The sequence below is a fragment of the Xanthobacter sp. genome (assembly GCF_041911315.1).
Taxonomy (GTDB): domain Bacteria; phylum Pseudomonadota; class Alphaproteobacteria; order Rhizobiales; family Xanthobacteraceae; genus Xanthobacter; species Xanthobacter aminoxidans.
This window is the reverse complement of sequence record NZ_JAYRPE010000083.1, coordinates 39,519-61,735: the sequence shown is the minus strand read 5'-3', so window position 1 is coordinate 61,735 and position 22,217 is coordinate 39,519. Positions and strand designations below refer to the sequence as shown.

Here is a 22,217-nt window from a genome sequence, read left to right as displayed (position 1 = left end):
CCCGACCGTCATCCGTCCTCCCGGTGCAACAGAATGAGCGCCCCCAACAAAATCCCGGTCACTGCAGGAAACCACGCAGCAGCAACGGGATGAACGATTCCAGCCTCACCAAGATCCTCGGCGAGCTTGGTCCCAACATAAAGCAGAAAGCCCGCAAGCACGCCACCGAGAATCGTCTGGCCCACCCCGCCGAAGCGGAACACGCGGAGGCCCACGACCGCGGCAATGAGGACCATTGCCACCAGCAGAAACGGCTTTGCGAGAAGGCTCTGGAGCTGCAAACGGTATTTTTCCGCGCCGAAGCCGGATTGTTCTGCACTGCGAATAGCCGACGGGAGTTGCCAGAACGACACGGTTTCCGGGGCGATCAGCGAATCCTGGATCTGCTTCGGGTCCAGCTTCGTGGCGATCAGGTAGGTATCATAGGAAGCAAGGTCGAGGCCCGGAACGAGCACCTTGGCGCCGGTAAGAATCCATGCACCATCTCCCAAGGTTGCAGATTTCGCCTCCACACGCTCCATGAAGTTCCCGGCCGGATCGAACTCGAAAATCACCACGCCCGACAGCACGCGGCCGCCCTGGCGGGAGGACTGCGCCTGGATGATGGACTGGCCGTCCACGCTCTGCTGGCGAATCCAGAAGTCTTTCTTCCCCTGGGTAAAGCCGGGGGTGCCGCCGCCGCTGGCGAAGATGTCGCCCTCGATCTGGTTGGCCCGCTCCTTGAAGTCGGCGGAGATGGGGTTGAACACGCAGGTGGCGAAGACGCCCACCAGGAAGGCCACCAGAACCGGCGGGGTGATGAACTGCCAGACCGAAAGCCCCACCGCCCGCGCCACCACCAGTTCCAGCCGGCGGGACAGGATGACGAAGGTCACCATGCCGCCGAACAGCACGGCGAAGGGCAGGAGTTGCTCGGTGAAGGCGGGGGCACGGTAGAGGGTGAGCAGGGCGAGAAGACTCACCGTCACCTGCTCGCGGTCCGCCGTGCGCCGGGCCATCTCCAGGAAGTCCACGAGCACGATCAGCGTGACGCAGGACAGGAAGATCACCGCCACTGCGTGCGCGAAGCGCCGCGCGAAATAGAAGCCGAGGATGCGTCCGATCATCGTCAGGCCGCTGCCCGCCGCGAGAATCGCGCGCGGATGGAGGCGCCGAGCGCCGTCAGCGCTGCCGGCGGCGCGAGGCGGATCCAGCCCTGGAGCACCATGGCGCAGATGATGACGGTGACGATGGGCAGCGCATAGATCAGCGGCACCGCGGCGGCGTTGGCCTTCAACTGACCGGCGATGGCGAAATTGCCGATCTGCACCAGCCCCATGGCGGGGATGATGGCAGTGAGCGCCGCGCCCCGGCTCTGGCGGGTCGTGCGCGGCTGGGCGAGCGCAGCGGCGGCGATGGCGAAGAAGGCCATGGGATAGAGCCCCGCCGAGAGGCGCTTGTGCAGCTCCTCCCGATATCGTCCGGGGAAAAAGCGGACGTACATGTCCTCGGCCGGCGGGTTCATCACATAGGACAGCGGCCGCTCCATGGGCTTGATGTCCACGCCCTTGTTGTCCGGCGCCAGCGACGACAGATCGAAGGCGTAGCGCTGGAACTCCACCACCGAGGAATTGGCGGCCTTGCTGTCGGAGCGTCCCTGCTTCTGGTCACCGGCCGGGGTTGCGGGAGCCGCCGGGGCGGGCGCGGACGAATCGGCGGGTTTGGTGGCCTGTCCCCCCCCGTTCTGGGCGGCGAGCTTGGCACGGGCGGCGGCGCGGGCCTCCTCGGGGGTCGGCTGGGGTGTCGCCTCGGTCTTCCAGAGGTCGCCGCCGCGCCGGTGAATGGAGCCGTTCTCCAGCACTAGGAAAATGCCGGCCTTGCTCTCGACGATCTGGCCACGATCCGCGAGGTAGGTGGAAACCTCCTTCTCGCGGGCGTCATTGATGAAGATGCCGCGCATCACGCCGTTGGCGGAGCGCTCGCGCACGTGGAAGACGAGGCCCTGCGTCAGGTTCACGAAGCGGCCGGGCTGGGCGACGAAGGACACCACGTCCGCGCGCACCTTCGTCACCTGCTCGCGGAAGCTGGTGAGGCTGGCCGGCACCACATGGACGGCGAGGGAGGAGCAGAACAGGGAGACGAGAATCGCCAGCAGGATGAGCGGGCGCAGCAGGCGCCACGGCCCCATGCCGGCGGCCGCCATCACCACGATCTCGCTGTCGCCGTTGAGCTTCAGCAGGGTGTAGGCGGTGGCGATGAACAAAGCGGCGGGCGCGATCACCAGCACCAGGGTCGGCATGGTGAGGCTGGTGATGGCGATGAAGGCGATGATGGTCTGGCCTTGGCTGGTCACCAGATCGAGCTGGCGCAGCGCCTGCGTCGCCCAGATCATCCCGGCGAGCACGACCACGACCCCCAGGAAGGCGACAGCCGCCGTGGAGAAGATGTAGCGATCCAGACGGCCCATCACAGCATGCCTTTAAATGCGCGGAGCCGCCCCCTCACTCGCATGTCGATCGACAGCGCGCTCTGGATAGCCGGAAGCCGCCCGCCGCGCAAATGTCCGTGGGGAAAGGCTCGCTCTTCCCCTGTGAATGGCCACGCCTCAGCCGGCGCGGCCAACCGTTCTCAGGGCAAAGAGGTAGACGAGGGCGACCTCGTCCAGCCGGTCGAACCGCCCGGCGGCGCCGCCATGTCCTGCATCCATGTTGGTTCGCAGCAGGATCGGCCGGGCTCCGGTATCCGCCGCCCGCAGCCGCGCCACCCATTTCGCCGGCTCCCAATAGGTGACGCGCGGATCGGTGAGCCCGGCGAGGGCGAAGATGGAGGGGTAGGCCTGCGCCTTCACATTATCCACCGGCGAATAGCCCCGGATTCGGTGAAAGGCCGCTTCGTCGGCGATGGGATTGCCCCACTCCGGCCATTCCGGCGGGGTGAGCGGCAGGGTGTCGTCCAGCATGGTCGTGAGAACGTCCACGAACGGCACCTCGGCGACGATGCCGGCGAACAGGTCGGGCCGGAGATTCGCCACCGCCCCCATCAGCATGCCGCCCGCCGAGCCACCCTGAGCGACGATGCGCTCGGGCCGGGTGAAGCCCTCGGCGACCAGATGCTCCGCCGCGGCGATGAAGTCGGTGAAGGTGTTGGTCTTCTTCGCCAGCTTGCCGTCGGCATACCAGCGCCAGCCCTTGTCCGTGCCGCCGCGGATATGGGCGATGGCATAGATGAAGCCACGGTCCACCAGCGACAGGCGATTGGTGGCGAAGCCGGCGGGAATGGTGATTCCGTAGGCGCCATAACCGTAGAGCAGCAGCGGGGCGGAGCCGTCGAGCGGCGTGTCCTTGTGGTAGAGCAGGGAGACCGGCACGGTTTCGCCGTCCGGCGCCGGGGCCATCAGGCGGCGCGTCACATAATGCGCCGGGTCGTGGCCGGAGGGCACCTCCTGCCGCTTCAGCATCTCGCGCCGGCGGCTCGCCATGTCATAGTCCCACACCTCGGACGGGGTGGTCATGGAGGCATAGGTGAAGCGCAACTGGGTGGTCTCGAAGGCGTATCCCGCCGACATGCCCAGCGCATAGGCCTCCTCGTCGAAGGCGATGGCGTGTTCCGCGCCGTCGGCCAGCGCCCGGATGACGATGCGCGGCAACCCGCCTTCGCGCTCAAGGCGCGCCATGTGGCCGCTGAACACCGTGTGGCTCAGGATCATGCAGCCCGGGCGATGCGGGACGAGATCAACCCAGTGCTCCCGCCCCGGCGTGGCGACGGGGGCCGTGGTGATCTTGAAATCCTCGGCACCGTCCGCATTGGTCAGGAAGATCAGGGTATCGACGCCGCCAAGGTCGGGGTGGTGCTCCACCTCGTAGCGCACGCCCTCGGTGCGTGGCGCGATGCAGCGCGGGGCGGCGGCCGGGTCCTGAAGGTCCAGAAGGTGGACCTCGGACGTCTCGTGGTCGCCGCAGGCAATCAGCCCGTAGCGGCGGGACTGGGTTTCCCCCAGCGAGACGAAGAAGCCCTTGTCCGGCTCCTCGTAGATCAGCGTGTCCGTCTCCGGCGCCGTGCCGAGGACATGGCGGAAGACGAGGGACGGGCGGTGCTCGGCATCCCGGCGGATGTAATAGAGCACGCTGCCGTCGGCGCTCCACAGGAGGTCGCCGGTGGTCTCCTCGATGGCGTCGGGAAGGTCGGCACCGGTCGCGAGGTCGCGGACGCGAAGGGAATAGAGTTCGGAGCCGGAGGTGTCGGCGGAATAGGCGAGGCGGCGGTGATCGGCGCTGTGCCGCCAGTGGCCAAAGTGAAAATAGGCCTTGCCCGCGGCCTCCTTGTCGCCGTCGAGGAGGATGGCCTCCTCCCCGTCCGGCAAAGCCTTGCGGCAGGCGAGGGGGTGCTGGCCCCCCTCCCGGTGGCGGGAATAATAGGCGAAGGGGCCGTCCGGCGCGGGCACGGAGGAATCATCCTCCTTGATGCGCCCGCGCATCTCGGCGACCAGCTTCCCCTTGAGATCGCCGAGCGGGGCGAACCAAGCGTCCGCATAGGCATTCTCAGCCTCGAGATAGGCCCGGATGTCGCCGTCGAGCACGGACGGGTCGCGCATGACGGCGCGCCAGTTGTCGGCGCGCAGCCAGGCGTAGTCGTCGGTGAGGGAAAGGCCGTGGACGGTGCGGGTCGACGGACGGCGAGGGGCGCGCGGCGGCTCAGACGCCACGGTCTGCCCCGTCGTCCGGCTTCAGGGAGAGGGCGGTGCCGTTCATGCAGAAACGCAGGCCGGTCGGCGCCGGGCCATCCGGAAAGACATGGCCGAGATGGCTGTCGCAGGATGCGCAGCGCACCTCGATGCGGCGCATGCCGTGGGAGACGTCCTCATGGGTCACGACCGCCTCCGGCGACACCGGCTGGAAGAAGCTCGGCCAGCCCGTACCGGAATTGTACTTGCTCTCGGAGCGGAACAGCGGCGTGCCGCAGGCGACACAGGAATAAAGGCCGGCGCGCTTTTCGTCCCAGTAGGGGCCGGTGAAGGCGCGCTCGGTGCCGGCCTGACGGGCGATTCGGAACTGCTCGGGCGTGAGGCAGGAGCGCCATTCGCTTTCGCTCTTCACGACCTTGGTGTGGTCCGCGTCGGAAGGGGCAGAGGTGGACATGGAAGAACCCCAGTCTGATTTGTCGCAGAGGTAGGCATTCCATATGGCGACGGCAAGGCTGCATGCGATCACACATGCGCGCGGGTGGATCGAGGGGCGGGATGGCCTGGGCGGCAGCACGCCGGGCCGGTAGTGCAGATTTGCGATATTGCGACAAATCAAGAAGACGAGCCGTATTGCGGAAATATCGGTTGCAAAGTTGAAAACACGAAACTAACACGGACTTATAGCCGTCTTCGCAGCATCCGTGCGCGGGCGACTGTTCAGGGTACGTACACTGTCCGAGGTTCGTACACTGTGTGTCTGCGGACGAGCGCAGCGGGGCGCGGCGAAAGCGTCCTGGTGGTGCCTTGGCAGCACTGGACCCCACCTTGATCGCATACGCCGAGTTCTCCCGATCCGCCCGCCGATTGCATGTCCTGATTGTTCGGAAGCGCGAAACCTGACCGACCGCGCATTCGTCATCTCACGCCATCTCAACGCGAAGCAGGTCCCATGAGCGACACCACGGAACAGACGGCCTTCATCGAGCTCGCGACGGATATCATCTCCGCCTACGTCGGCAACAACACGGTTGCCGCGGCCGAGCTGCCGGCCCTCATCAACGACGTTTTCAACGCGCTCACGCGCCTCGGCACCGGCGAGGCGCCGGCCGACGCCGAGCCGCTCAAGCCGGCGGTGGCGGTGAAGCGTTCCGTGAACGCGGACTTCATCATCTGCCTGGAGGACGGCAAGAAGTTCAAGTCGCTGAAGCGCCACCTGCGCACGCGCTACGACATGACCCCCGAGCAGTATCGCGAGAAGTGGGGCCTGCCGGCCGACTATCCCATGGTCGCCCCGAACTATGCCGCCGCCCGCTCGGAGCTCGCCAAGCAGATGGGCCTCGGCCAGCAGCGCCGTCGCGGCTGAAGCATTTCCCTCTCAAACGGAAAGGCCCGGCGCAACGCGCCGGGCCTTTTTGCGTCTGGAGCCTGCGAAGGCCGCCGCTCACTCGGCGGCAATGCGGACCTGGGGCTGGGCGTCGCGCACGGCGGCGTCCACATGGGTCTCGAAGCGGGCGAAGTTCTCGCGGAACATGTTCACCAGGCGGCGCGCGGTGGCGTCGAAGTCCGCTTTGTCCGCCCAGGTTTTGGACGGATAGAGGATGTGCGGCTCGATGCCCGGCACGGAAGTGGGCACCTCGAAGCCGAAATAGGGGTCGGTGCGGAAGGAGGCGCCCTTTAGCGAACCGTCCAGCACGGCGGTGAGCAGCGTGCGCGTGACCTTGATGGGCATGCGCCGCCCGGTGCCGAACTTGCCGCCGGTCCAGCCGGTGTTCACCAGCCAGCAGTCCACGCCATGTTCCGCGATGAGATCGCGCAGCAAATTGCCGTACACGGAGGGATGGCGCGGCATGAAGGGCGCGCCGAAGCAGGTGGAGAAGGTGGCTTCCGGGTCCTTCACCCCCTTCTCGGTGCCCGCGACCTTCGCGGTGTAGCCGGAGAGGAAGTGATACATGGCCTGCGCCGGGCTCAGCCGCGCGATGGGCGGCAGCACGCCGAAGGCGTCGCAGGTGAGCATCACCACATTCTTCGGCTGCCCCGCGCGGCCGGTGGGGCTGGCATTGGGGATGAAGGCGAGGGGATAGCAGGAGCGGGTGTTTTCGGTGAGGCTGCCGTCGTCGAAGTCCGGCACCCGCGTCACCTTGTCCAGCACCACATTCTCCAGCACCGTGCCGAAGCGGTTGGAGGCGGCGAAGATCTCGGGCTCGGCCTCGGCGGAGAGGCGGATGGTCTTGGCGTAGCAGCCGCCCTCGAAATTGAACACGCCGTCCTGGCTCCAGCCGTGCTCGTCGTCGCCGATGAGCGTGCGGTTGGGATCGGCGGACAGCGTGGTCTTGCCGGTGCCCGACAGGCCGAAGAACAGGCAGACATCGCCCGCGTCGCCTACGTTCGCCGAGCAATGCATGGGCATGATGCCCTTTTTCGGCAGGATGTAGTTGAGCGCGGTGAACACCGACTTCTTCATCTCGCCCGCGTAGGACGAGTTGCCGATGAGCACGATGCCGCGGGTGAAGTCCACCGCGATCACCGTTTCCGAGCGGACCCCGTGGCGCGCCGGGTCGGCCTTGAAGGACGGCAGGTCGATGATGGTCATCTCCGGCACGAAGCCGTCCAGCTCGGCCCGTTCGGGGCGGCGCAGCATGGTGCGGATGAACAGGGAGTGCCAGGCGAACTCGGTATAGACGCGCACCTTGATGCGGGAGGCCGGATCGGCGCCGCCATAAAGGTCCTGCGCGAACAGGGTCTTGTCCTCGGCCTCCTTCAGGAAGTCCTGATAGAGCGTCTCGAACTGCTCCGGCGTGATGGCGCCGTTGTTGTCCCACCAGACCTCGCCCTCGGTCGTGGCGTCGCGCACCACGAACTTGTCCTTGGGGCTGCGGCCGGTGTGGGCGCCGGTCTCGGCCATCAGCGCGCCGCCGGAGGACAGGTGCCCTTCCTTGTGCGCGAGCGCATGCTCGTAGAGCTCGGGCTCGAGCAGATTCCAGTGGACCGCCGTAAGATGCTTGAGGCCGAAAGTGTCCGCGCCGCAGGCGCTGTTCCGGTGACCGGTTTCGAGCACGGAAGATTCCTCCACAGTTCCCGCCGGCGTGACGCCGGCATTCATCCGCCGTCCCGCTCTCGTAGAGTTATGCGGGCGGTGTCGGGCCGGGGACGTCTTTGCGCATCCCTCGAAGCCGCGTCGCGCACGCTAGAGGGAGTTGAGCGCCAAGGAAACTCCGACAAACGGAGGCTAAACGTTTAAATTCAGGCCGGAGTTCCACGCCGTGCGTCGTTCACCAGCTTCACCAGTTCTTGCCGCACTGCAGCAAGGTCTTCCACCCGTCTGGTAAAGTCGAGCCGGCGCACGAGATCGCCGCAGATCAGCTCGCACCCCTCGGGATCGAGGGAGAGCAGGCGCCAGTCGCCCTCCGGCGCGCCGAGGAGCACGGTGGCGTAGAGCTGCACGGCATCGGCATGGTCCGCATTCATGTGCGCGATCACGCCGTCCACCCCTTCGGCCAGCGCCTCCGCCCCCTGCCAGCCGGTGAGCAGCTTTTCCCCCGGCACGTCCACGATGCGGCCGAAGCCCTCGACCAGGTGCGCCTCGGTGATGTCGATGGCGTAAAAGGCGAAATCCGTGAAATCCGCATATCCCGCCGCCGCTTCGTGCCGGGCGAGATAGCGCGCACGGACCTCCGGGGCCGGGGCGGGCACGATGCGGCCGATGAGGCTGGCGCGGGGCGCGTTCAGCGGGTCTTCGGCGCCGGCCGCCGAGACAAGAAGGGAGACGCGGGCATCGCCCGCGATGTTGCGGGTGTGCCGGGCGAGGCGGGAGATGAGCAGGGTCGGGCGGCCCTCCGGGTCCGTGGAGATTGCCACCAGAGAGGCGTAGGGCGCGCCGTCAGCCTCCAGCGTTGCAAGGGCGCCGAAGCGGGCCTCGCGCACGAGGTGGCGGACGGCGGTCGCGGACGGCTTGGTCATGGGGCTCCTCCTGCGGGGCGGTGCCACGATGCTCCGGCGCGGCGGCCGGGCGCAAGGGGAGGAGCGCAACCGGACGCCCGAACCTTCCGTAAGGGACGCACGGAAAGGGAAAGCTTGATTAAGGGTATTCGGCGGCCGCCATTTGGTGTCGGTGGAGAATCCCGCTATTTTGCGTCGATCGAGTCTTGTGTGTCACATTTCGGCCACGCGAACGCGGTTCACCGCAGTGAGAGGCCGCAACAGATGGCTGGCTTGAAGGCCCGTGTTCAACGGTCCGCTTTCCGGACGGCTTTAAAGAGGTGTCATGCCCACGATCGCCCTCGTCGACGACGACCGCAACATCCTGACCTCGGTCTCCATCGCTCTGGAGGCGGAGGGCTACCGCATCGACACCTACACGGACGGCGCCTCGGCCCTGGACGGGTTCAAGACCAACCCGCCGGACCTCGCCATCCTCGACATCAAGATGCCCCGCATGGACGGCATGGAGCTGCTCCGCCGCCTGCGCCAGAAGACCGACATGCCGGTGATCTTCCTCACCTCCAAGGACGAGGAGATCGACGAGCTGTTCGGCCTCAAGATGGGCGCCGACGATTTCATCAAGAAGCCGTTCTCCCAGCGCCTGCTGGTGGAGCGGGTGAAGGCGGTGCTGCGCCGCGCCGGCGCCAAGGACGGCGCCGCCCCGCGCGAGGTGGACAGCGCCAAGGTGCTGGAGCGCGGCAATCTGCGCATGGACCCCGAGCGCCACACCTGCACTTGGAAGGCCGAGCCGGTGACGCTCACCGTCACCGAGTTCCTCATCCTCCAGGCGCTCGCCCAGCGCCCGGGCGTGGTCAAGAGCCGCAACGCCCTCATGGACGCGGCCTATGACGATCAGGTCTATGTGGACGACCGCACCATCGACAGCCACATCAAGCGGCTGCGCAAGAAGTTCAAGTCGGTGGACGATTCGTTCGAGATGATCGAGACCCTGTACGGCGTCGGCTACCGGTTCAAGGAGTGATCCGGGCCGCGCGCGGCAGGTTCGGCACCACATGACGGTCGAGACCAACGAGGCGCCGCTGGAGCGTCCGAGCGAGCCGGCGGGCATTCTCGCCACCGTTCGGCGCGTGCGCCGCTTCGTGGCGTTCAAGGGCTTCTCGTCGCTCACGCGGCGCATCGTGCTCCTGAACCTCGCGGGCCTGTGCGCGCTGGTCTCCGGCATCCTCTATCTCTCGGAATTCCGCTCCGGCCTCATCGACGCGCGCATCCAGAGCCTTCTGGTGCAGGGCGAGATCATCGCCGCCGCCATCGCCTCCTCGGCGCAGGTCGAGACCAACGCCATCACGCTCGACCCCGATCGCCTGCTGGAATTGCAGGCGGGCGAGAGCTACGGCCCCGAGGACGGCTTCGCGCCGCTGGAATTCCCCATCAATCCCGAGCGCGTGGCCCCGGTGCTGCGCCGCCTCGTCGGCCCGACCCGCACCCGCGCCCGCATCTATGACCGGGAAGGCCAGCTGCTGCTGGATTCCCGCTCGCTCTATTCCCGCGGCGAGATCCTGCGCTTCGACCTGCCCTCGCCCAATGAGCCCAAGCCCGGCTTCCTGGAGCGCGCGTGGCTCGGCATCCAGCTCTGGCTCGGCCGTGGCGACCTGCCGCTCTACCGCGAGATGGGGCCGCAGGCCGGCAAGAACTATCCGGAAGTCGCCTCCGCCGCGCTCGGCACCAAGGCCAGCGAGGTGCGGGTGGATGAGCGCGGGCAGGTGGTGGTCTCGGTCGCCGTGCCCATCCAGCGCTTCCGCGCCATCCTCGGCGTGCTGCTGCTCTCCACCCAGAGCGGCGAGATCGATGCGGCGGTGAAGGCCGAGCGCTTCGTCATCGTCCGCGTGTTCCTGGTGGCGGCGGCGGTGATGGTGCTGCTCTCCGTGCTGCTCGCCGGCACCATCGCTGATCCCGTGCGCAAGCTCGCCGCCGCGGCGGAGCGGGTGCGCCGGCGCATCAAGACCCGGGTGGAAATTCCCGATTTCACCGCCCGCGCCGACGAGATCGGCCACCTCTCCGGCGCCCTGCGCGACATGACGAGCGCGCTCTACAACCGCATCGAGGCCATCGAGAGCTTCGCGGCGGATGTGGCGCACGAATTGAAGAATCCGCTCACCTCCCTGCGCAGCGCGGTGGAGACGCTGCCCCTCGCGAAGACTGATTCCTCCCGCTCGCGCCTGCTGGAGGTGATCCAGCATGACGTGAAGCGGCTCGATCGCCTGATCTCCGACATTTCCGACGCCAGCCGCCTCGATGCGGAGCTGCAGCGGCAGGAAGCCGTGACGGTGGACCTGAAGCAGCTTCTGGAGATGGTGGTCGGCCTCGCGCAGGACGTGCGCAAGGATGACGGGGTCAGCGTTTCCCTCGCCTTCGATCGCGCGGCGGGGGCGCCGCAGGACTACAACATCGCCGGCCATTCCTCGCGCCTCGGCCAGGTGGTGGACAATCTCGTCTCCAACGCCCGCTCCTTCTCGCCGCAGGGCGGTTCCGTGCGCGTCACCTGCCGCCGCCTCAAGGACGGGGCGGAGATCACCGTGGACGACGACGGGCCGGGCATTCGCCCCGATGCCCTCTCGCGCATCTTCGAGCGCTTCTACACGGATCGCCCGCACCAGGGCTTCGGCCAGAATTCCGGCCTCGGCCTCTCCATCTCGCGGCAGATCGTGGAAGCCCACGGCGGGCGCATTTGGGCCGAGAACCGCACCGCCACCGATCCCGATGGCACCCCCCACGTCACCGGCGCGCGCTTCGTCGTGCGCCTGCCCACCGGCTGACCGTGACCGGGGCCGCGCCACCCACCATCCACGCAAGCTGCGTCGCCGTGGGGGACGTGGGGCTTCTCATCCGCGGCCCCTCGGGCTCCGGCAAGTCGATGCTGGCGCTGAGGCTCATCCTCGATGCCCCCCGCGCCCTGCCGCCGGCCGAGCTGGTGGCGGACGACCGGGTGGTGCTTGCGGTGGAGGATGGTATGCTGATCGCCCGGCCGCCTCCTTTACTTGCAGGGCTGATCGAGTTGCGCGGTATTGGTGTGAGGCGGATGGAGCACCGTTCCTCCGTCGCAGTGCGGCATGTGGTCGATCTGGCGGCATCGGAAATGGTCCGCATGCCCGACCCGGCCGAGCTTCGGGAACAAATTCAAGGCATTGAAATCCCTAGAACTCCGATCTTCAGCCTGGACCTGGCGCCTGTCGTAATCGCTTGCATTCTCAAGACGCGAGCTTACGAAAACTAAATGTGCTTTTGTGCGTTGCACCCCTTGCGTAATTTTTGAGCCGCTCTGAATATGGCCGTCCCGCAGCGCGGGAGGCCTTCATCAGGGGGAAGATGAGGGCGGAGGAAGCATGATCGGTCTCGTCCTCGTCACACACGGCCGTCTGGCAGACGAATTCTGCTCCGCTCTGGAGCACGTGATGGGCCCGCAGGCCCAGATCGCCGCTGTCACCATCGGTCCAGAAGACGACATGGAGCGGCGGCGCCAGGACATCATCGAGGCGGTGGATCGCGTTCGCACCGGCGACGGGGTGGTGATCCTCACCGACATGTTCGGGGGAACCCCCTCGAACCTCGCGATTTCGGTGATGAACACGCCTGACGTCGAGGTGGTCGCGGGCATCAACCTGCCCATGCTGGTCAAGCTCGCCAAGGTGCGTGGGGAGATGCCGCTGGCCCAGGCCGTGGACGTCGCCCAGGAAGCCGGTAGGAAATACATCAATGTCGCAAGCCGCGTCCTCTCCGGTAACTGAGCTTTTCGCCGACGCCGGTTGCGCGGCGGGCGGCTGTTCCGACGATCCGGCCATCGCCTGCGGCCGGCCTATCGCGCCAGAGGCGCTGGTGCGCGTGCTTCCCATCATCAACAAACGCGGCCTCCACGCCCGCGCCTCCGCCAAGTTCGTACAGACCGTGGAGCGCTTCGACGCCATGGTCACGGTGTGCCGCAGCGGCGAGGCGGTGGGCGGCAATTCCATCATGGGCCTGATGATGCTGGCTGCCGGGCCCGGCACCTGTGTCACCGTCACCGCCACCGGCCGGGAGGCGTCCGACGTGCTCGACGCCCTCGGCACCCTCGTCGGCGACCGGTTCGGCGAGGAAGAGTAGGGCGAAAGCCTCGCGCCCGTATGCTGACGGGCTGGCAAGCGAAAGCGCTGCCGTTTCGGCCGTTTACCTCAAATTGAGGTTGCTCTGGCCCGTTCCCCGATGGTTGCCTATGTCTTAACGCTGATCCCTTCGTGCAATGGGCCCGAGGGATCCGGGACGGGCCTTCCCCCCGTATCAGATACGATGTTCGAGCCGAGGAGCCATAAGCCCGAGGAGGCACCGGCGCCCAAGCGCCGCCGGTGGAGCCTCGGCTTGTCGGCAAAACTGCTCGCCTTGACGGTGGCCGTGGTGGCCACGGCGGAAATCGCCGTGCTGGTGCCCACCATCGCCAATTACCGCATCGCCTGGTTGTCCGACCGCCTCGCCGCCGCCCGCACCGCCGCCCTCGTGCTCGACGCCGCGCCGCAGGATGGCGTCACGGTGGACATGACCCGCGAGCTTCTCGACAGCGTGGGCGCCAAGGTGATCGTGGTGAAGCGGGAGGGCACCCGGCGCCTCCTCGCCGCCTCCGACATGCCGCCCGAGGCGGACGTGCACATCGACATGCGCGAGACCACGCTCTGGGGCGCGGTGCATGATGCCTTCGACACCCTCGTCGCCGACAACGGACGCATCCTGCGCATCGTCGGCGAACCGCCGCGGGGGGCCGATTTCATCGAGATCGTGCTCAGCGAGACCCCGCTGCGCGTGGCGCTGCTGCGCTTCGCAGCGACCGTACTGCTCATCTCGCTCGCCGTGGCTGTCGTAGCGGGCGTGCTGGTCTATGTGAGCCTCAACTGGCTGTTCGTGCGGCCCATGCGCCGCCTCACCGAGCGCATGTCCGCCTTCCGCGAGGATCCGGAGGACGCCTCGCGCATCATCGTGCCCTCCGGCCGCTCCGACGAGATCGGCACCGCCGAGGAGGCGCTCGAGGAATTGCAGCGCGAGCTCTCCCACACCCTGCACCAGAAGAGCCACCTCGCGGCGCTGGGCCTTGCCGTGTCCAAGATCAATCACGATCTGCGCAATCTGCTGTCGTCCGCCCAATTGCTCTCGGACCGCCTCGCCTCGGTGCCGGACCCGACCGTGCAGCGCTTCGCGCCGAAGCTGCTCGCCGCCCTCGACCGCGCCATCCATTATTGCGAGCAGACCCTGTCCTACGGTCGCGCCAAGGAGCCCCTGCCGGAGCGGCGCGACGTGGAGCTCGCCCATCTGTTCGAGGAGGTGCGCGAAACCCTCGGCCTCTCGCCCGGCGGCAGCGCGGGGGTCGGCTGGGTGGCAGACGTGGAGCGCGGGCTCACCGCCGATGCCGATCCCGATCAACTGTTCCGGGTCATCCTCAACATCACCCGCAACGCCCTCCAGGCGCTCGAGGCGCGTGCCCCGCTCGACCCCGAGCGCGACCAGATCCGCGTCCGCGCCCGCCGCAAGGGGCCGGTGGTGGAGATCGAGCTCAGCGACACTGGGCCGGGCATTCCCGCGGCGCGGCGGGAGCATCTGTTCGAGGCCTTCGTCTCCTCCGCCCGGCGCGGCGGCACGGGGCTCGGCCTGCCCATCGCCGACGAACTGGTGCGGGCGCACGGCGGCCACATCCGCCTGCTCGACACCAAGATCGGCACCGCCTTCCGCATCACCATCCCCGACCAGCCGGAGAGCCGGCATCACCGACGGGAACGCATCCGGGCGTGAGCGGGCCGAGTTTTCCACAAGGCGCGCTCTTTCCGGCCGGTCTCATGAGCGATGCGGGCCGGGGGCCTTGCACCCTCCCATAAAAAGGGGTAGCAGACGGGCCTCGCGGAATTCCAAGCCGCGAACGCCCTGGAAAGCTCCTCGCTTTCCCGACCGGTCCGCCGGTCACGGGCACAGGCGCCGGTAGCTCAGCTGGATAGAGCACCAGACTACGAATCTGGGGGTCGGGAGTTCGAATCTTCCCCGGCGCGCCACCTAAATCCAAGAAAACACACGATAATCGGCCGTCCGTCCAGTCGCGGAAAGCATCGTCGTGATGCTGGGTCATCGCCGGGTCATCACCAGAAGCAGCGTGCGCGCGGGCGGGCTGTCGGCTTCTTCTGGATGACACTGGGCGTGCAGGCGCAAACCGATTCCAGAGGCAGGTCCGACCCGATGCCGTGCCAGTCCAGGCTCACCACCTGCCGAAAGGCGACATGGATCGCGCGCCCAGAAGGAGGCGCCTGTCCACATTCTCGCGGAAGGCGATCCAGGCGATGGCCATGGTCGCCACACCTTCCAGATTGAGGAGAAGGGATGCGCTCGCGCCGTCGGTCCGGGCGAGGCCGAACATGAGCAGCAGCGGGCCGAGGACGCCGCCGGCGAGGATCACCAGCGCTAGCCACGGCACATCAACCCTCCGCAGCGGCGCCTCCACCGCCGGCAGCCGGAGCGCGGCCCGGGACAGATGCACGGCCGCGAGGCCCGCGCCTGCCCCGAGATAAAGCAGACCGGCCATCATCCACGGATCGATGGCGCCGAGAAGCAGCTTGGCGAGCGGTGTGCTTGCGACGAACAGTCCGGCCGAGACGAGTGCGAAGACGATACCGAGCTTCACAATTCGACCCTGCCCTTTCCGGGCGGTGCTTCGCCCTCAGCGCCCGAGATACTTGATGAGTGCGGCGATGCCGAGCACGACAAGCGCCACCATGAGGAGGCCGAAGAGCCACATCCCCCACATGCCGCCGCTCATCATCTGATCGTAGTGCATGACGGTCTCTCTTCTGCGGGATCAGGCCACCTTCACGACCGCCATCATTCCGGTGGCCATGTGGTAGAGATGGTGGCAATGGAGGAACCATTCGCCCTTCGCCCCGGCGTCGAAGGCGATCGTGACGGACATTTGCGGGGGCACCATCACTGTGTCGCGGACCGCCCCGGGGAAGCGCCTCCCACCAATGCCGACCACTTGGAAATGATGGCCGTGCAGGTGCATGGGATGGCTCATGGTGGTGGGATTCATGAACGTCAGTTCCACCCGCTCGCCGGAGCTCACCTCGAACGGCTTGGCCTCGCCATAGATGCGGCCGTTGATGGTCCAGCGGTAGCCGGCCTCCTCTCCGAGCATGATGGGAACGATGCGGTCAGCCTTGCGCGGCGCCAGCGGCTTCGTTGCCGCGAGGTGCGCCTCGAACGTGAGATCGACAAGGCCCTGCGGCCGGTCCGCGCTCTCGGCGATGCGCGCAACAGACGCGCCGGCGGTCGCCAGGACGAGACCGGTGCGGCGCGGCGAGGCCTCCACCTGTGCCAGCACGGGAAAGGCGCCGCCACCCGTGGGAATATCCACGATGAGATCGATCCGCTGGCCCTGGGCCAAGGGAAAGGCATCCGCCTCGACAGGCACGCAGGGCGAGCCATCCACGGCGATGCATCTGGGCTTGAGACTGGGCACGCTGATGAAGAAGGCGGTGGCTGTGCCGCCGTTGATGATGCGCAGGCGCACCCGGCCGCCCTTCTCTACCTGCACCGTTTCGGGGTCGGCGAGGGTGCGTCGGTTGGCGAGGAAGGCGTCGTAATCGACATCGTTGGCGTGGGCCATCATGCCGCCGGCCATGCCGTGGCCCATCTGGCCAGCCGACGGTGACGCCGGCATCCCTCCACCCATGGCTCCCATGCCGCCCATTCCATGGCCGGAATGATCCATTCCCGGCATGGCCATTCCCTGCATTGTGACGCCCATGCCGTGACCGCCATGGGCGCTGCTCCCGCCGAGCCGGGCGAGGATCTCCTCCGGGCTGCGAAAGGAGAAATCGTGCAGCATCACCACCACATCCTGCACCTCGCCGGCATCCGCCTCGCGGGTGACGAGGGGAGCGGCGAGCAGTTGCTGTTCGCTCAGGGTGTGGGAATGCATCCAGTGGGTGCCGGGCGTGAGCAGGAAATCCCCCTGGTCCGTCCCACCGGGCGCCAGCTCACCGCCGTCGGGGCGCGCCCGGTCCTGGTCCGGCGGGGCGAAGATCTGGCCGTGCCAATGCATCACTGCGGGGGTGTCGGATGCGTTGAGCACTGCGCCGGAGAGGCGGTCGCCCTCCTTGGCGAAGATGCCCTCACCGGCCGGGCCCTTCACCGCGAAAACCTTGGCGGCCTTGCCGTTCACGTCGAGGGTGAGGCTCTCCACGGTGAGGAGCGGGGCGGCGAAGGCGCGGTTCCACCCGCCCGAGACGGCGAGCGCGCCAGCGGCGGCACCGCCCGCGAGGAAGGCGCGGCGGGAGAGGTTGGGAATTGGCATTGGTCGGGTCATGGTGGGCCTCTGGGAGGCATCGCCGGGCGGACGAGGCGAGGCAGGAATCATGGGGATGTCAGTATTTGGCCTGGGCGGAGGAGCCGTCCGGAGCGGTGATCTGGACGGCGCCCTTCACCCCCTTGGGAACAGCAACGGCGGCGGTGCCGGACAGCCGGTTGCCGCCGGCGGGAGAGAGGGGGAAGCGCTGGGCCTTGCCGTCCACCACGAGGATGGCATTGGCCTTGAAGCCGTCGGCCGCGACGGGCTTGTCGGACCCGTCGCTGAGATAGAGCGCGACGGTGGCGGTACCGTCTGACACCAGTTCGGCGTGATAGCGCCCGGCATCCACCCGCACCCCGCCATTGGCGCCGGTGCCGGGCTCGTGCGCGAGCAGCAGCGTGGCGGAAAGGGGCAGAGCGAGGAGGGCGGGGACGAGGCGGCGAAAAATCATGACAGGCTCCGTCAGAAGGCGTCCGCGCGGGCGGCGTCGGGGATGGGGGAAGTCTCGCCTGCGCCCGCCACCAGCCGCTCCAGCGGTCGACGGCCGTACCGCAGGACAAGGACGGGGGTGAGCACCGCATCGAGCAGCGTGGCGCTGACGAGGCCGCCGAAGATCGTGATGGCGACGGGGTGGAGGATCTCCTTGCCCGGCACCTCGGCCCCGCTCATGAGCGGCAGCAGCGCGATTCCGGCGGACGCCGCGGTCATCAGCACCGGGGTCAGCCGTTCGAGGCTCCCGCGCATGACGAGCGCCGGGCCAAAGGGCTGGCGCTCCGCAATGGCCAGATTGATGACGTGGCTGATCTTCAGGATGCCGTTGCGCGCAGCGATGCCGGTGAGCGTGACGAAACCGATCATGCTCGCCACCGAGAGCGGCTGACCGGCCAGCCACAGGGCGAGGACCGCGCCGATGAGCGCCAGCGGCACGCTGCCCATGATGACCAGCGCGAACTGCGCCGAGCGATAGCGGCTGTAGAGGATGGCGAAGACCAGCAGCAAGGACACAGCGGCAAGACCGCCGATCGTGCGCATGGATTCCTCCTGCGCGGCGAAGGTGCCTTCAAGGCTGGTCGAAGTTCCGGTCGGAAGGGCCGTCTCCCCGATAACGCGGCGCATGTCGGCGATGATGGCGGCCGTGTCCCGTGCGCCGGAGGTGTTGGCCAGCACCACGATGCGCCGCCGACCGCCTTCACGCAGGATCTGGTTCGGGCCGTCCGTCTCCTTTACCTCGGCCACCTGCGAGAGCGGTATCCAGCCGGAAGGCGTCTCGATGAGGAGGCCGGCCAGTCCGTCGGCGCTGCGTGTCGCGTCGGGCAAGCGGACTATCAGGTCGAAGCGCCGGTTGCCGTCCACGAGGGTCGAGACCACGCGACCGTTCGAGAGCCGCGCCAGCGCGTCTGTCACCTGGGCGGGCTGGAGGCCGTAGAGGGCGGCGCGGCCATAATCCACGCGCACCGTCACCTCCGGCACGCGCACTTGCCGCTCCACCTGCAGGTCGACGAGGCCGGGAATGGCGGCGAGGCGCTGGCGCAGGGTGTCCGCAGTGGCGCGCAGGGTGTCGAGGTCTTCGCCGAACAGCTTCAGGGCGCTCTCGGCCCGCACGCCGGAGAGCATGTGGTCGAGCCGGTGCGAGATGGGTTGGCCGATGTTGAAGGATGCTGGCAGGACCGCGAGCTGGTCGCGGATGTCGGCGGTGATCTCGGCGCGGCTGCGGGCGGAGGGGGAAAGGTCCACCTCGATCTCGGAGGCGTGCACGCCCTCGGCGTGCTCGTCCAGCTCCGCCCGCCCGGTGCGCCGGCCGACAGCCTTCACCTCCGGAACCTCCAGGATGAGGCCCTCGGCGATGAGCCCCATGCGGTGGCTCTCGGCGAGCGAGAGCCCCGGACGAAACGACATGGAGATGGTGAGCGAGCCTTCGTTGAAGGGCGGCAGGAAGGCACGCGGCAGGCCGGCGGCAGCGGCTAGAGCTGCGACGAAGAGCAGGGTCGTCGTTCCCATCACGAGACGCGGATGGCGGAAAGCACTTGCGAGCACCGTCGCGTACCCACCCTTCAGCATGCGCACCAGCGCGCCGTCCCGCTCGGCCTGCCGACTGATCGCCGGGAGCAGGTAGAAGGCGAGCACCGGCGTCAGCGTGATGGAGGTGGCGAGGCTCGCGAGGATGGAGACGATGTAGGCCTGCCCCAGCGGGGCGAACAGCCGTCCCTCGATGCCGGGCAGCGCAAACAGGGGCACGAACACCAGCACGATGATGAGCGTGGCGTAGACGATGCCCGAGCGCACCTCCCGGCTCGCCGCCACCACCACGTCGAACACCGGGCGGGGCGCGACCGCGGCGGCATTCTCGCGCAAACGCCGGAAGATGTTCTCCACGTCCACCACGGCATCATCCACCAGCTCGCCGATGGCAATGGCGAGGCCGCCCAACGTCATGGTGTTGATCGAGAGGCCGAAGGCGTGAAACACGATGGCGGTGGTGAGGATCGACACCGGGATGGCGGTGAGCGAGATGAGCGTGGTGCGCCAGTTCAGCAGGAACGCGAACAGCACCACAGCCACCACCGCCATGGCTTCCATCAGCACCTTCTCCACATTGCCGATGGAGGCTGCGATGAAGTCCGCCTGCCGGAACACGGGCGGGGAGATGCGGATGCCGTCGGGCAGCGTCCGGTTGAGGTCGCCCACCGCCTCCTCCACCGCACGGGTCAAGGCGAGGGTGTCCGCCTCCGGCTGCTTCTCCACCGAGAGGATCACCGCCGGGCGCCCCATATAGCCGGCATCGCCGCGCTTCAGCCGCGCGGTGTAGTCCACCTGCGCGATCTGGTGGAGGAAGACGTTCCCTCCCGAGGGGCGGGGCAGCACGAGGGTCTTCAGGTCGTCGAGGCTGAGCGTGCGGGCGATGTTCCGGATCAGGAACTCGCGTCCGCTCTGGTCGGCGAAGCCGCCGCCCGAATTGGTGCCGAACTGGGCGAGTGCCTTTTCCAGCGCATCGAGCGTGATGCCGTTGGCCCGCATGGCGGCGAGGTCCGGAGAGACGCGGAACTGCCGCACCTCGCCCCCCATGGGAATGACCTGGGCGATACCCGAAGTGGCGAGGAGGCGGGGCCTGATGACGAAATCAGCCGCCTCGCGCACCGCCATGGGGGAGGCCGTGTCGCTGGTCACGGCGAACATCAGGATCTGCCCCATGATGGAGCTGATCGGCCCCATCTGCGGCGAGACGTTCGCGGGCAGGCGGTCCCGCACCAGCGCAAGGCGTTCGGCGATCTGCTGGCGGTCGCGGAAGATGTCGGTGCCGAAGTCGAATTCCACATAGAGGACGGAGAGGCCGACGCCCGACACCGACCGCAGGCGGATGAGGCCCGGCAGCCCGTTCATCGCCGTCTCGAGCGGGAAGGTGACGAGTTGCTCGACTTCGGCCGGGGCGAGCCCATCCGCCTCGGTCATAATGGTCACGGTGGGACGATTGAGGTCGGGCAGCACGTCCACCGGCAAGCGCGTCACTGCATAGGCGCCGTAGACCACCAGAACGGCGGCGAGCGCCAGCACCAGCAGGCGGTGGCGCAGGGACTGGGTGACGAGGACGGTGAACATCGGCCGGCCTCAGCGGATCTGGTCGATGAGTTCGGCGCCGTCGGTGACGACGCGCTGGCCGGGGGAGAGACCCGCCACCACCAGCACGCGGGAGGCGTCGAGGGGCAGGGTCTTCACTTCGAGCGCGACGAAGCGCTCGGCACTGATGTGCGCATAGACGATCGATTGGCCGTTCGCCCCGCGCACGACCGCAGAGCGGGGGATCGCGATGCCTATGCGCGGGGCGCCGGCCTCGGCGAATACCGTCAGGAACTGGCCTGGGCGCAGCTCCCCGGTATCCGAGGCGACCGAGAACAGGAGGGGGAGCGCCTGCGCGCGTTCAGATATGCCCGCCCCCAGAAAACTGAGGTCCACCGTGCGTCCGTTCGGCAGCCGGCCGGTCGCGCCCGATCGCCCTGCGTCCGGCGAGAAGCCGAGCGCCTCCACCCAGAGCCGGGCGGGGTCGACGATGCGGAACACCACCGTGTTCGGGTCCGCCATCTGCCCCGCGACGGCGTCGGCGGTGGCGATGATCCCGGCGACCGGCGCGCGGAGGGCCTCCGGCTCACGCTGCACCCGCTCCAGCTTGGCCCGGCGGGTCTTGAGGCCGTTCAGCTCGATCTCCGCCTCCTCCACCTCGCGGCGGGTCACGGCATTGGGAATGGCCGAGAGCCGCTCGTAGCGGCGCTTCACCAGGGCGATCTGCTGGTCCAGCTCGTAACCCTGCTGCTCCAGGTCCTTGAGGTCGGAGGCGCCGATGGGCGGATGCACGTAGGCGAGGATTTCGCCTGCCGCGACCTTCGTTCCGAGCGGCTTGAAGCCGCCCTCGGGCGGCGCGAGGCGGCCGCCCACTGCGCTTTGCACCAGGCCGCTCGCATTGGCGTCCGGCACCACGCGGCCGGGCAATTCCACCGTGCCGGCGAAGGCGCCCGACGCCGTGACGAGCGTGCGCACACCGAGGATGCGCTGGGTCGGCTTGGGCACGATCACCGAACCGTCGGGGAGGCGCTGTGCCATGTCGCGCGGAGCGGGCTTCGGCGCGTCCGCCCGGGCGTCGCGTGGGCCGGCAAGCGCGAGGCCGACCGTTCCAAGGAGGAGGAGCCTCCCCGCCCGCCGCCGCGATACGACAAGCGCCCCGGCGAGAAAACCGATGAGGAGGCCCACGGCAACGCCCGCGAGCGCGCCGGACGGTGTCCCGCCGATCAGCGCCAGCGTCGCCGGCGCGGGCGGCCTCGCATCGGATGAAGGTGCGGCCGGCCCAATGGTCAGGGTGCCGGCAAGCACGTCCACCGTGTCGCCAGCCGTGACGGTGAAGGCGATATCGTGCGCGCCCGGCGTCGCCGCGAACGGCGCGGGCAACACATAGGTGCCCGGTCCGGCGGGTTTTGCGGGCTGCGAGCCCTCCGGCGTGTCCACTTCGACGGCGGCGCCCTCCACCGGAGCATTGTCGGCGAAGCGGTCGAGATAGATCGTCAGGATGTCATCGCGCAGCACCGCCACCAGCTCGAAATCGGCAGAGGCGGCCTCGACGCGGGGGGCGAGCGTCGTCACCTGAGGGGGCGGTGGCGCCCCATGGTCGTGGCCTTCATGGGCCGCAGCGGAGCCGGACAGCGCCGCGCAGGCGAGAAGCCCGCGCAGGCCAGACACGACGTTCCGCAAGAAATGGGACCCCATACCTCAACCCGTCCGCTCGTGATGCCG

Annotated in this window: 17 protein-coding genes, 1 tRNA gene and 1 pseudogene; 8 read left to right on the top strand and 11 right to left on the bottom strand. The window is 68.0% G+C overall.

Annotated features, from left to right (window positions below):
• Positions 1–8 precede the first annotated feature (8 nt).
• The 4 genes from lptG to msrB all read right to left on the bottom strand — a co-directional run bounded on the left by lptG (position 9) and on the right by msrB (position 5,114).
• On the bottom strand, positions 9–1,106 hold the full coding sequence (lptG, locus tag ACE3QW_RS23710) for an LPS export ABC transporter permease LptG (protein WP_024277693.1): 1,098 nt from the start codon (positions 1,104–1,106) through the stop codon (positions 9–11).
• A gap of 2 nt (positions 1,107–1,108) precedes the next feature.
• On the bottom strand, positions 1,109–2,446 hold the full coding sequence (locus ACE3QW_RS23705) for an LptF/LptG family permease (protein WP_374254445.1): 1,338 nt from the start codon (positions 2,444–2,446) through the stop codon (positions 1,109–1,111).
• Positions 2,447–2,584: 138 nt separating this feature from the next.
• The gene (locus ACE3QW_RS23700; protein WP_374254443.1) at positions 2,585–4,681 is read right to left on the bottom strand and encodes a S9 family peptidase; all 2,097 of its coding nucleotides are present in this window, start codon (positions 4,679–4,681) and stop codon (positions 2,585–2,587) included.
• The gene (gene msrB, locus ACE3QW_RS23695; protein ID WP_024277696.1) at positions 4,671–5,114 is read right to left on the bottom strand and encodes a peptide-methionine (R)-S-oxide reductase MsrB; all 444 of its coding nucleotides are present in this window, start codon (positions 5,112–5,114) and stop codon (positions 4,671–4,673) included. The genes ACE3QW_RS23700 and msrB overlap by 11 nt, the downstream gene beginning before the upstream one ends.
• A gap of 495 nt (positions 5,115–5,609) precedes the next feature.
• Here msrB and ACE3QW_RS23690 point away from each other — a divergent pair, with 495 nt between their 5' ends.
• Positions 5,610–6,023: a MucR family transcriptional regulator gene (locus ACE3QW_RS23690; RefSeq protein WP_024277697.1), complete on the top strand. Its 414-nt coding sequence runs from the start codon at positions 5,610–5,612 to the stop codon at positions 6,021–6,023.
• A gap of 78 nt (positions 6,024–6,101) precedes the next feature.
• Here ACE3QW_RS23690 and ACE3QW_RS23685 read toward each other — a convergent pair whose 3' ends face one another.
• Positions 6,102–7,715 (bottom strand): phosphoenolpyruvate carboxykinase, encoded by a 1,614-nt coding sequence (locus tag ACE3QW_RS23685; protein WP_029557291.1) that lies wholly within the window; start codon positions 7,713–7,715, stop codon positions 6,102–6,104.
• Between the two features lie 185 nt (positions 7,716–7,900).
• Positions 7,901–8,617 carry a HugZ family protein gene (locus ACE3QW_RS23680; protein ID WP_374254440.1) on the bottom strand — a complete coding sequence of 239 codons (717 nt, stop codon included), beginning with the start codon at positions 8,615–8,617 and terminating at the stop codon, positions 7,901–7,903.
• 304 nt (positions 8,618–8,921) lie between these two features.
• On the opposite strand from ACE3QW_RS23680, the gene ACE3QW_RS23675 reads away from it, so the two are divergent.
• The 7 genes from ACE3QW_RS23675 to ACE3QW_RS23645 all read left to right on the top strand — a co-directional run bounded on the left by ACE3QW_RS23675 (position 8,922) and on the right by ACE3QW_RS23645 (position 14,655).
• Complete coding sequence (locus ACE3QW_RS23675) at positions 8,922–9,620, top strand: response regulator transcription factor (RefSeq protein WP_029557293.1); 699 nt, start codon at positions 8,922–8,924, stop codon at positions 9,618–9,620.
• A 31-nt stretch (positions 9,621–9,651) separates the two neighbouring features.
• Positions 9,652–11,412 (top strand): stimulus-sensing domain-containing protein, encoded by a 1,761-nt coding sequence (locus ACE3QW_RS23670; protein WP_374254437.1) that lies wholly within the window; start codon positions 9,652–9,654, stop codon positions 11,410–11,412.
• Between the two features lie 2 nt (positions 11,413–11,414).
• Complete coding sequence (locus ACE3QW_RS23665; protein ID WP_374254435.1) at positions 11,415–11,870, top strand: HPr kinase/phosphorylase; 456 nt, start codon at positions 11,415–11,417, stop codon at positions 11,868–11,870.
• A gap of 109 nt (positions 11,871–11,979) precedes the next feature.
• Positions 11,980–12,381, top strand: coding sequence for a PTS sugar transporter subunit IIA (locus ACE3QW_RS23660; protein WP_024277703.1), 402 nt, complete (start codon positions 11,980–11,982; stop codon positions 12,379–12,381).
• Positions 12,350–12,733 carry an HPr family phosphocarrier protein gene (locus ACE3QW_RS23655; protein WP_024277704.1) on the top strand — a complete coding sequence of 128 codons (384 nt, stop codon included), beginning with the start codon at positions 12,350–12,352 and terminating at the stop codon, positions 12,731–12,733. The genes ACE3QW_RS23660 and ACE3QW_RS23655 overlap by 32 nt, the downstream gene beginning before the upstream one ends.
• 183 nt (positions 12,734–12,916) lie before the next feature.
• Complete coding sequence (locus tag ACE3QW_RS23650; protein WP_081837602.1) at positions 12,917–14,401, top strand: ATP-binding protein; 1,485 nt, start codon at positions 12,917–12,919, stop codon at positions 14,399–14,401.
• Between the two features lie 177 nt (positions 14,402–14,578).
• Positions 14,579–14,655, top strand: a tRNA-Arg gene (locus tag ACE3QW_RS23645).
• A 230-nt stretch (positions 14,656–14,885) separates the two neighbouring features.
• Here the strand turns inward: ACE3QW_RS23645 and ACE3QW_RS23640 are convergent.
• From ACE3QW_RS23640 to ACE3QW_RS23620, 5 genes and pseudogenes are all read right to left on the bottom strand, one after another.
• Positions 14,886–15,281 (bottom strand): annotated as a pseudogene (locus ACE3QW_RS23640) (EamA family transporter); the annotation flags it as partial.
• A 171-nt stretch (positions 15,282–15,452) separates the two neighbouring features.
• Positions 15,453–16,949, bottom strand: a complete 1,497-nt coding sequence (locus ACE3QW_RS23635; protein ID WP_374254433.1) for a multicopper oxidase family protein — start codon at positions 16,947–16,949, stop codon at positions 15,453–15,455.
• Between the two features lie 70 nt (positions 16,950–17,019).
• Positions 17,020–17,394: a hypothetical protein gene (locus ACE3QW_RS23630; RefSeq protein ID WP_374254431.1), complete on the bottom strand. Its 375-nt coding sequence runs from the start codon at positions 17,392–17,394 to the stop codon at positions 17,020–17,022.
• Positions 17,395–17,405: 11 nt separating this feature from the next.
• A complete protein-coding gene (locus ACE3QW_RS23625; RefSeq protein ID WP_374254430.1) occupies positions 17,406–20,537 on the bottom strand; it encodes an efflux RND transporter permease subunit in 3,132 nt (1,043 codons plus the stop codon).
• A gap of 9 nt (positions 20,538–20,546) precedes the next feature.
• Positions 20,547–22,163, bottom strand: a complete 1,617-nt coding sequence (locus tag ACE3QW_RS23620; protein ID WP_374254429.1) for an efflux RND transporter periplasmic adaptor subunit — start codon at positions 22,161–22,163, stop codon at positions 20,547–20,549.
• Positions 22,164–22,217: the final 54 nt, after the last annotated feature.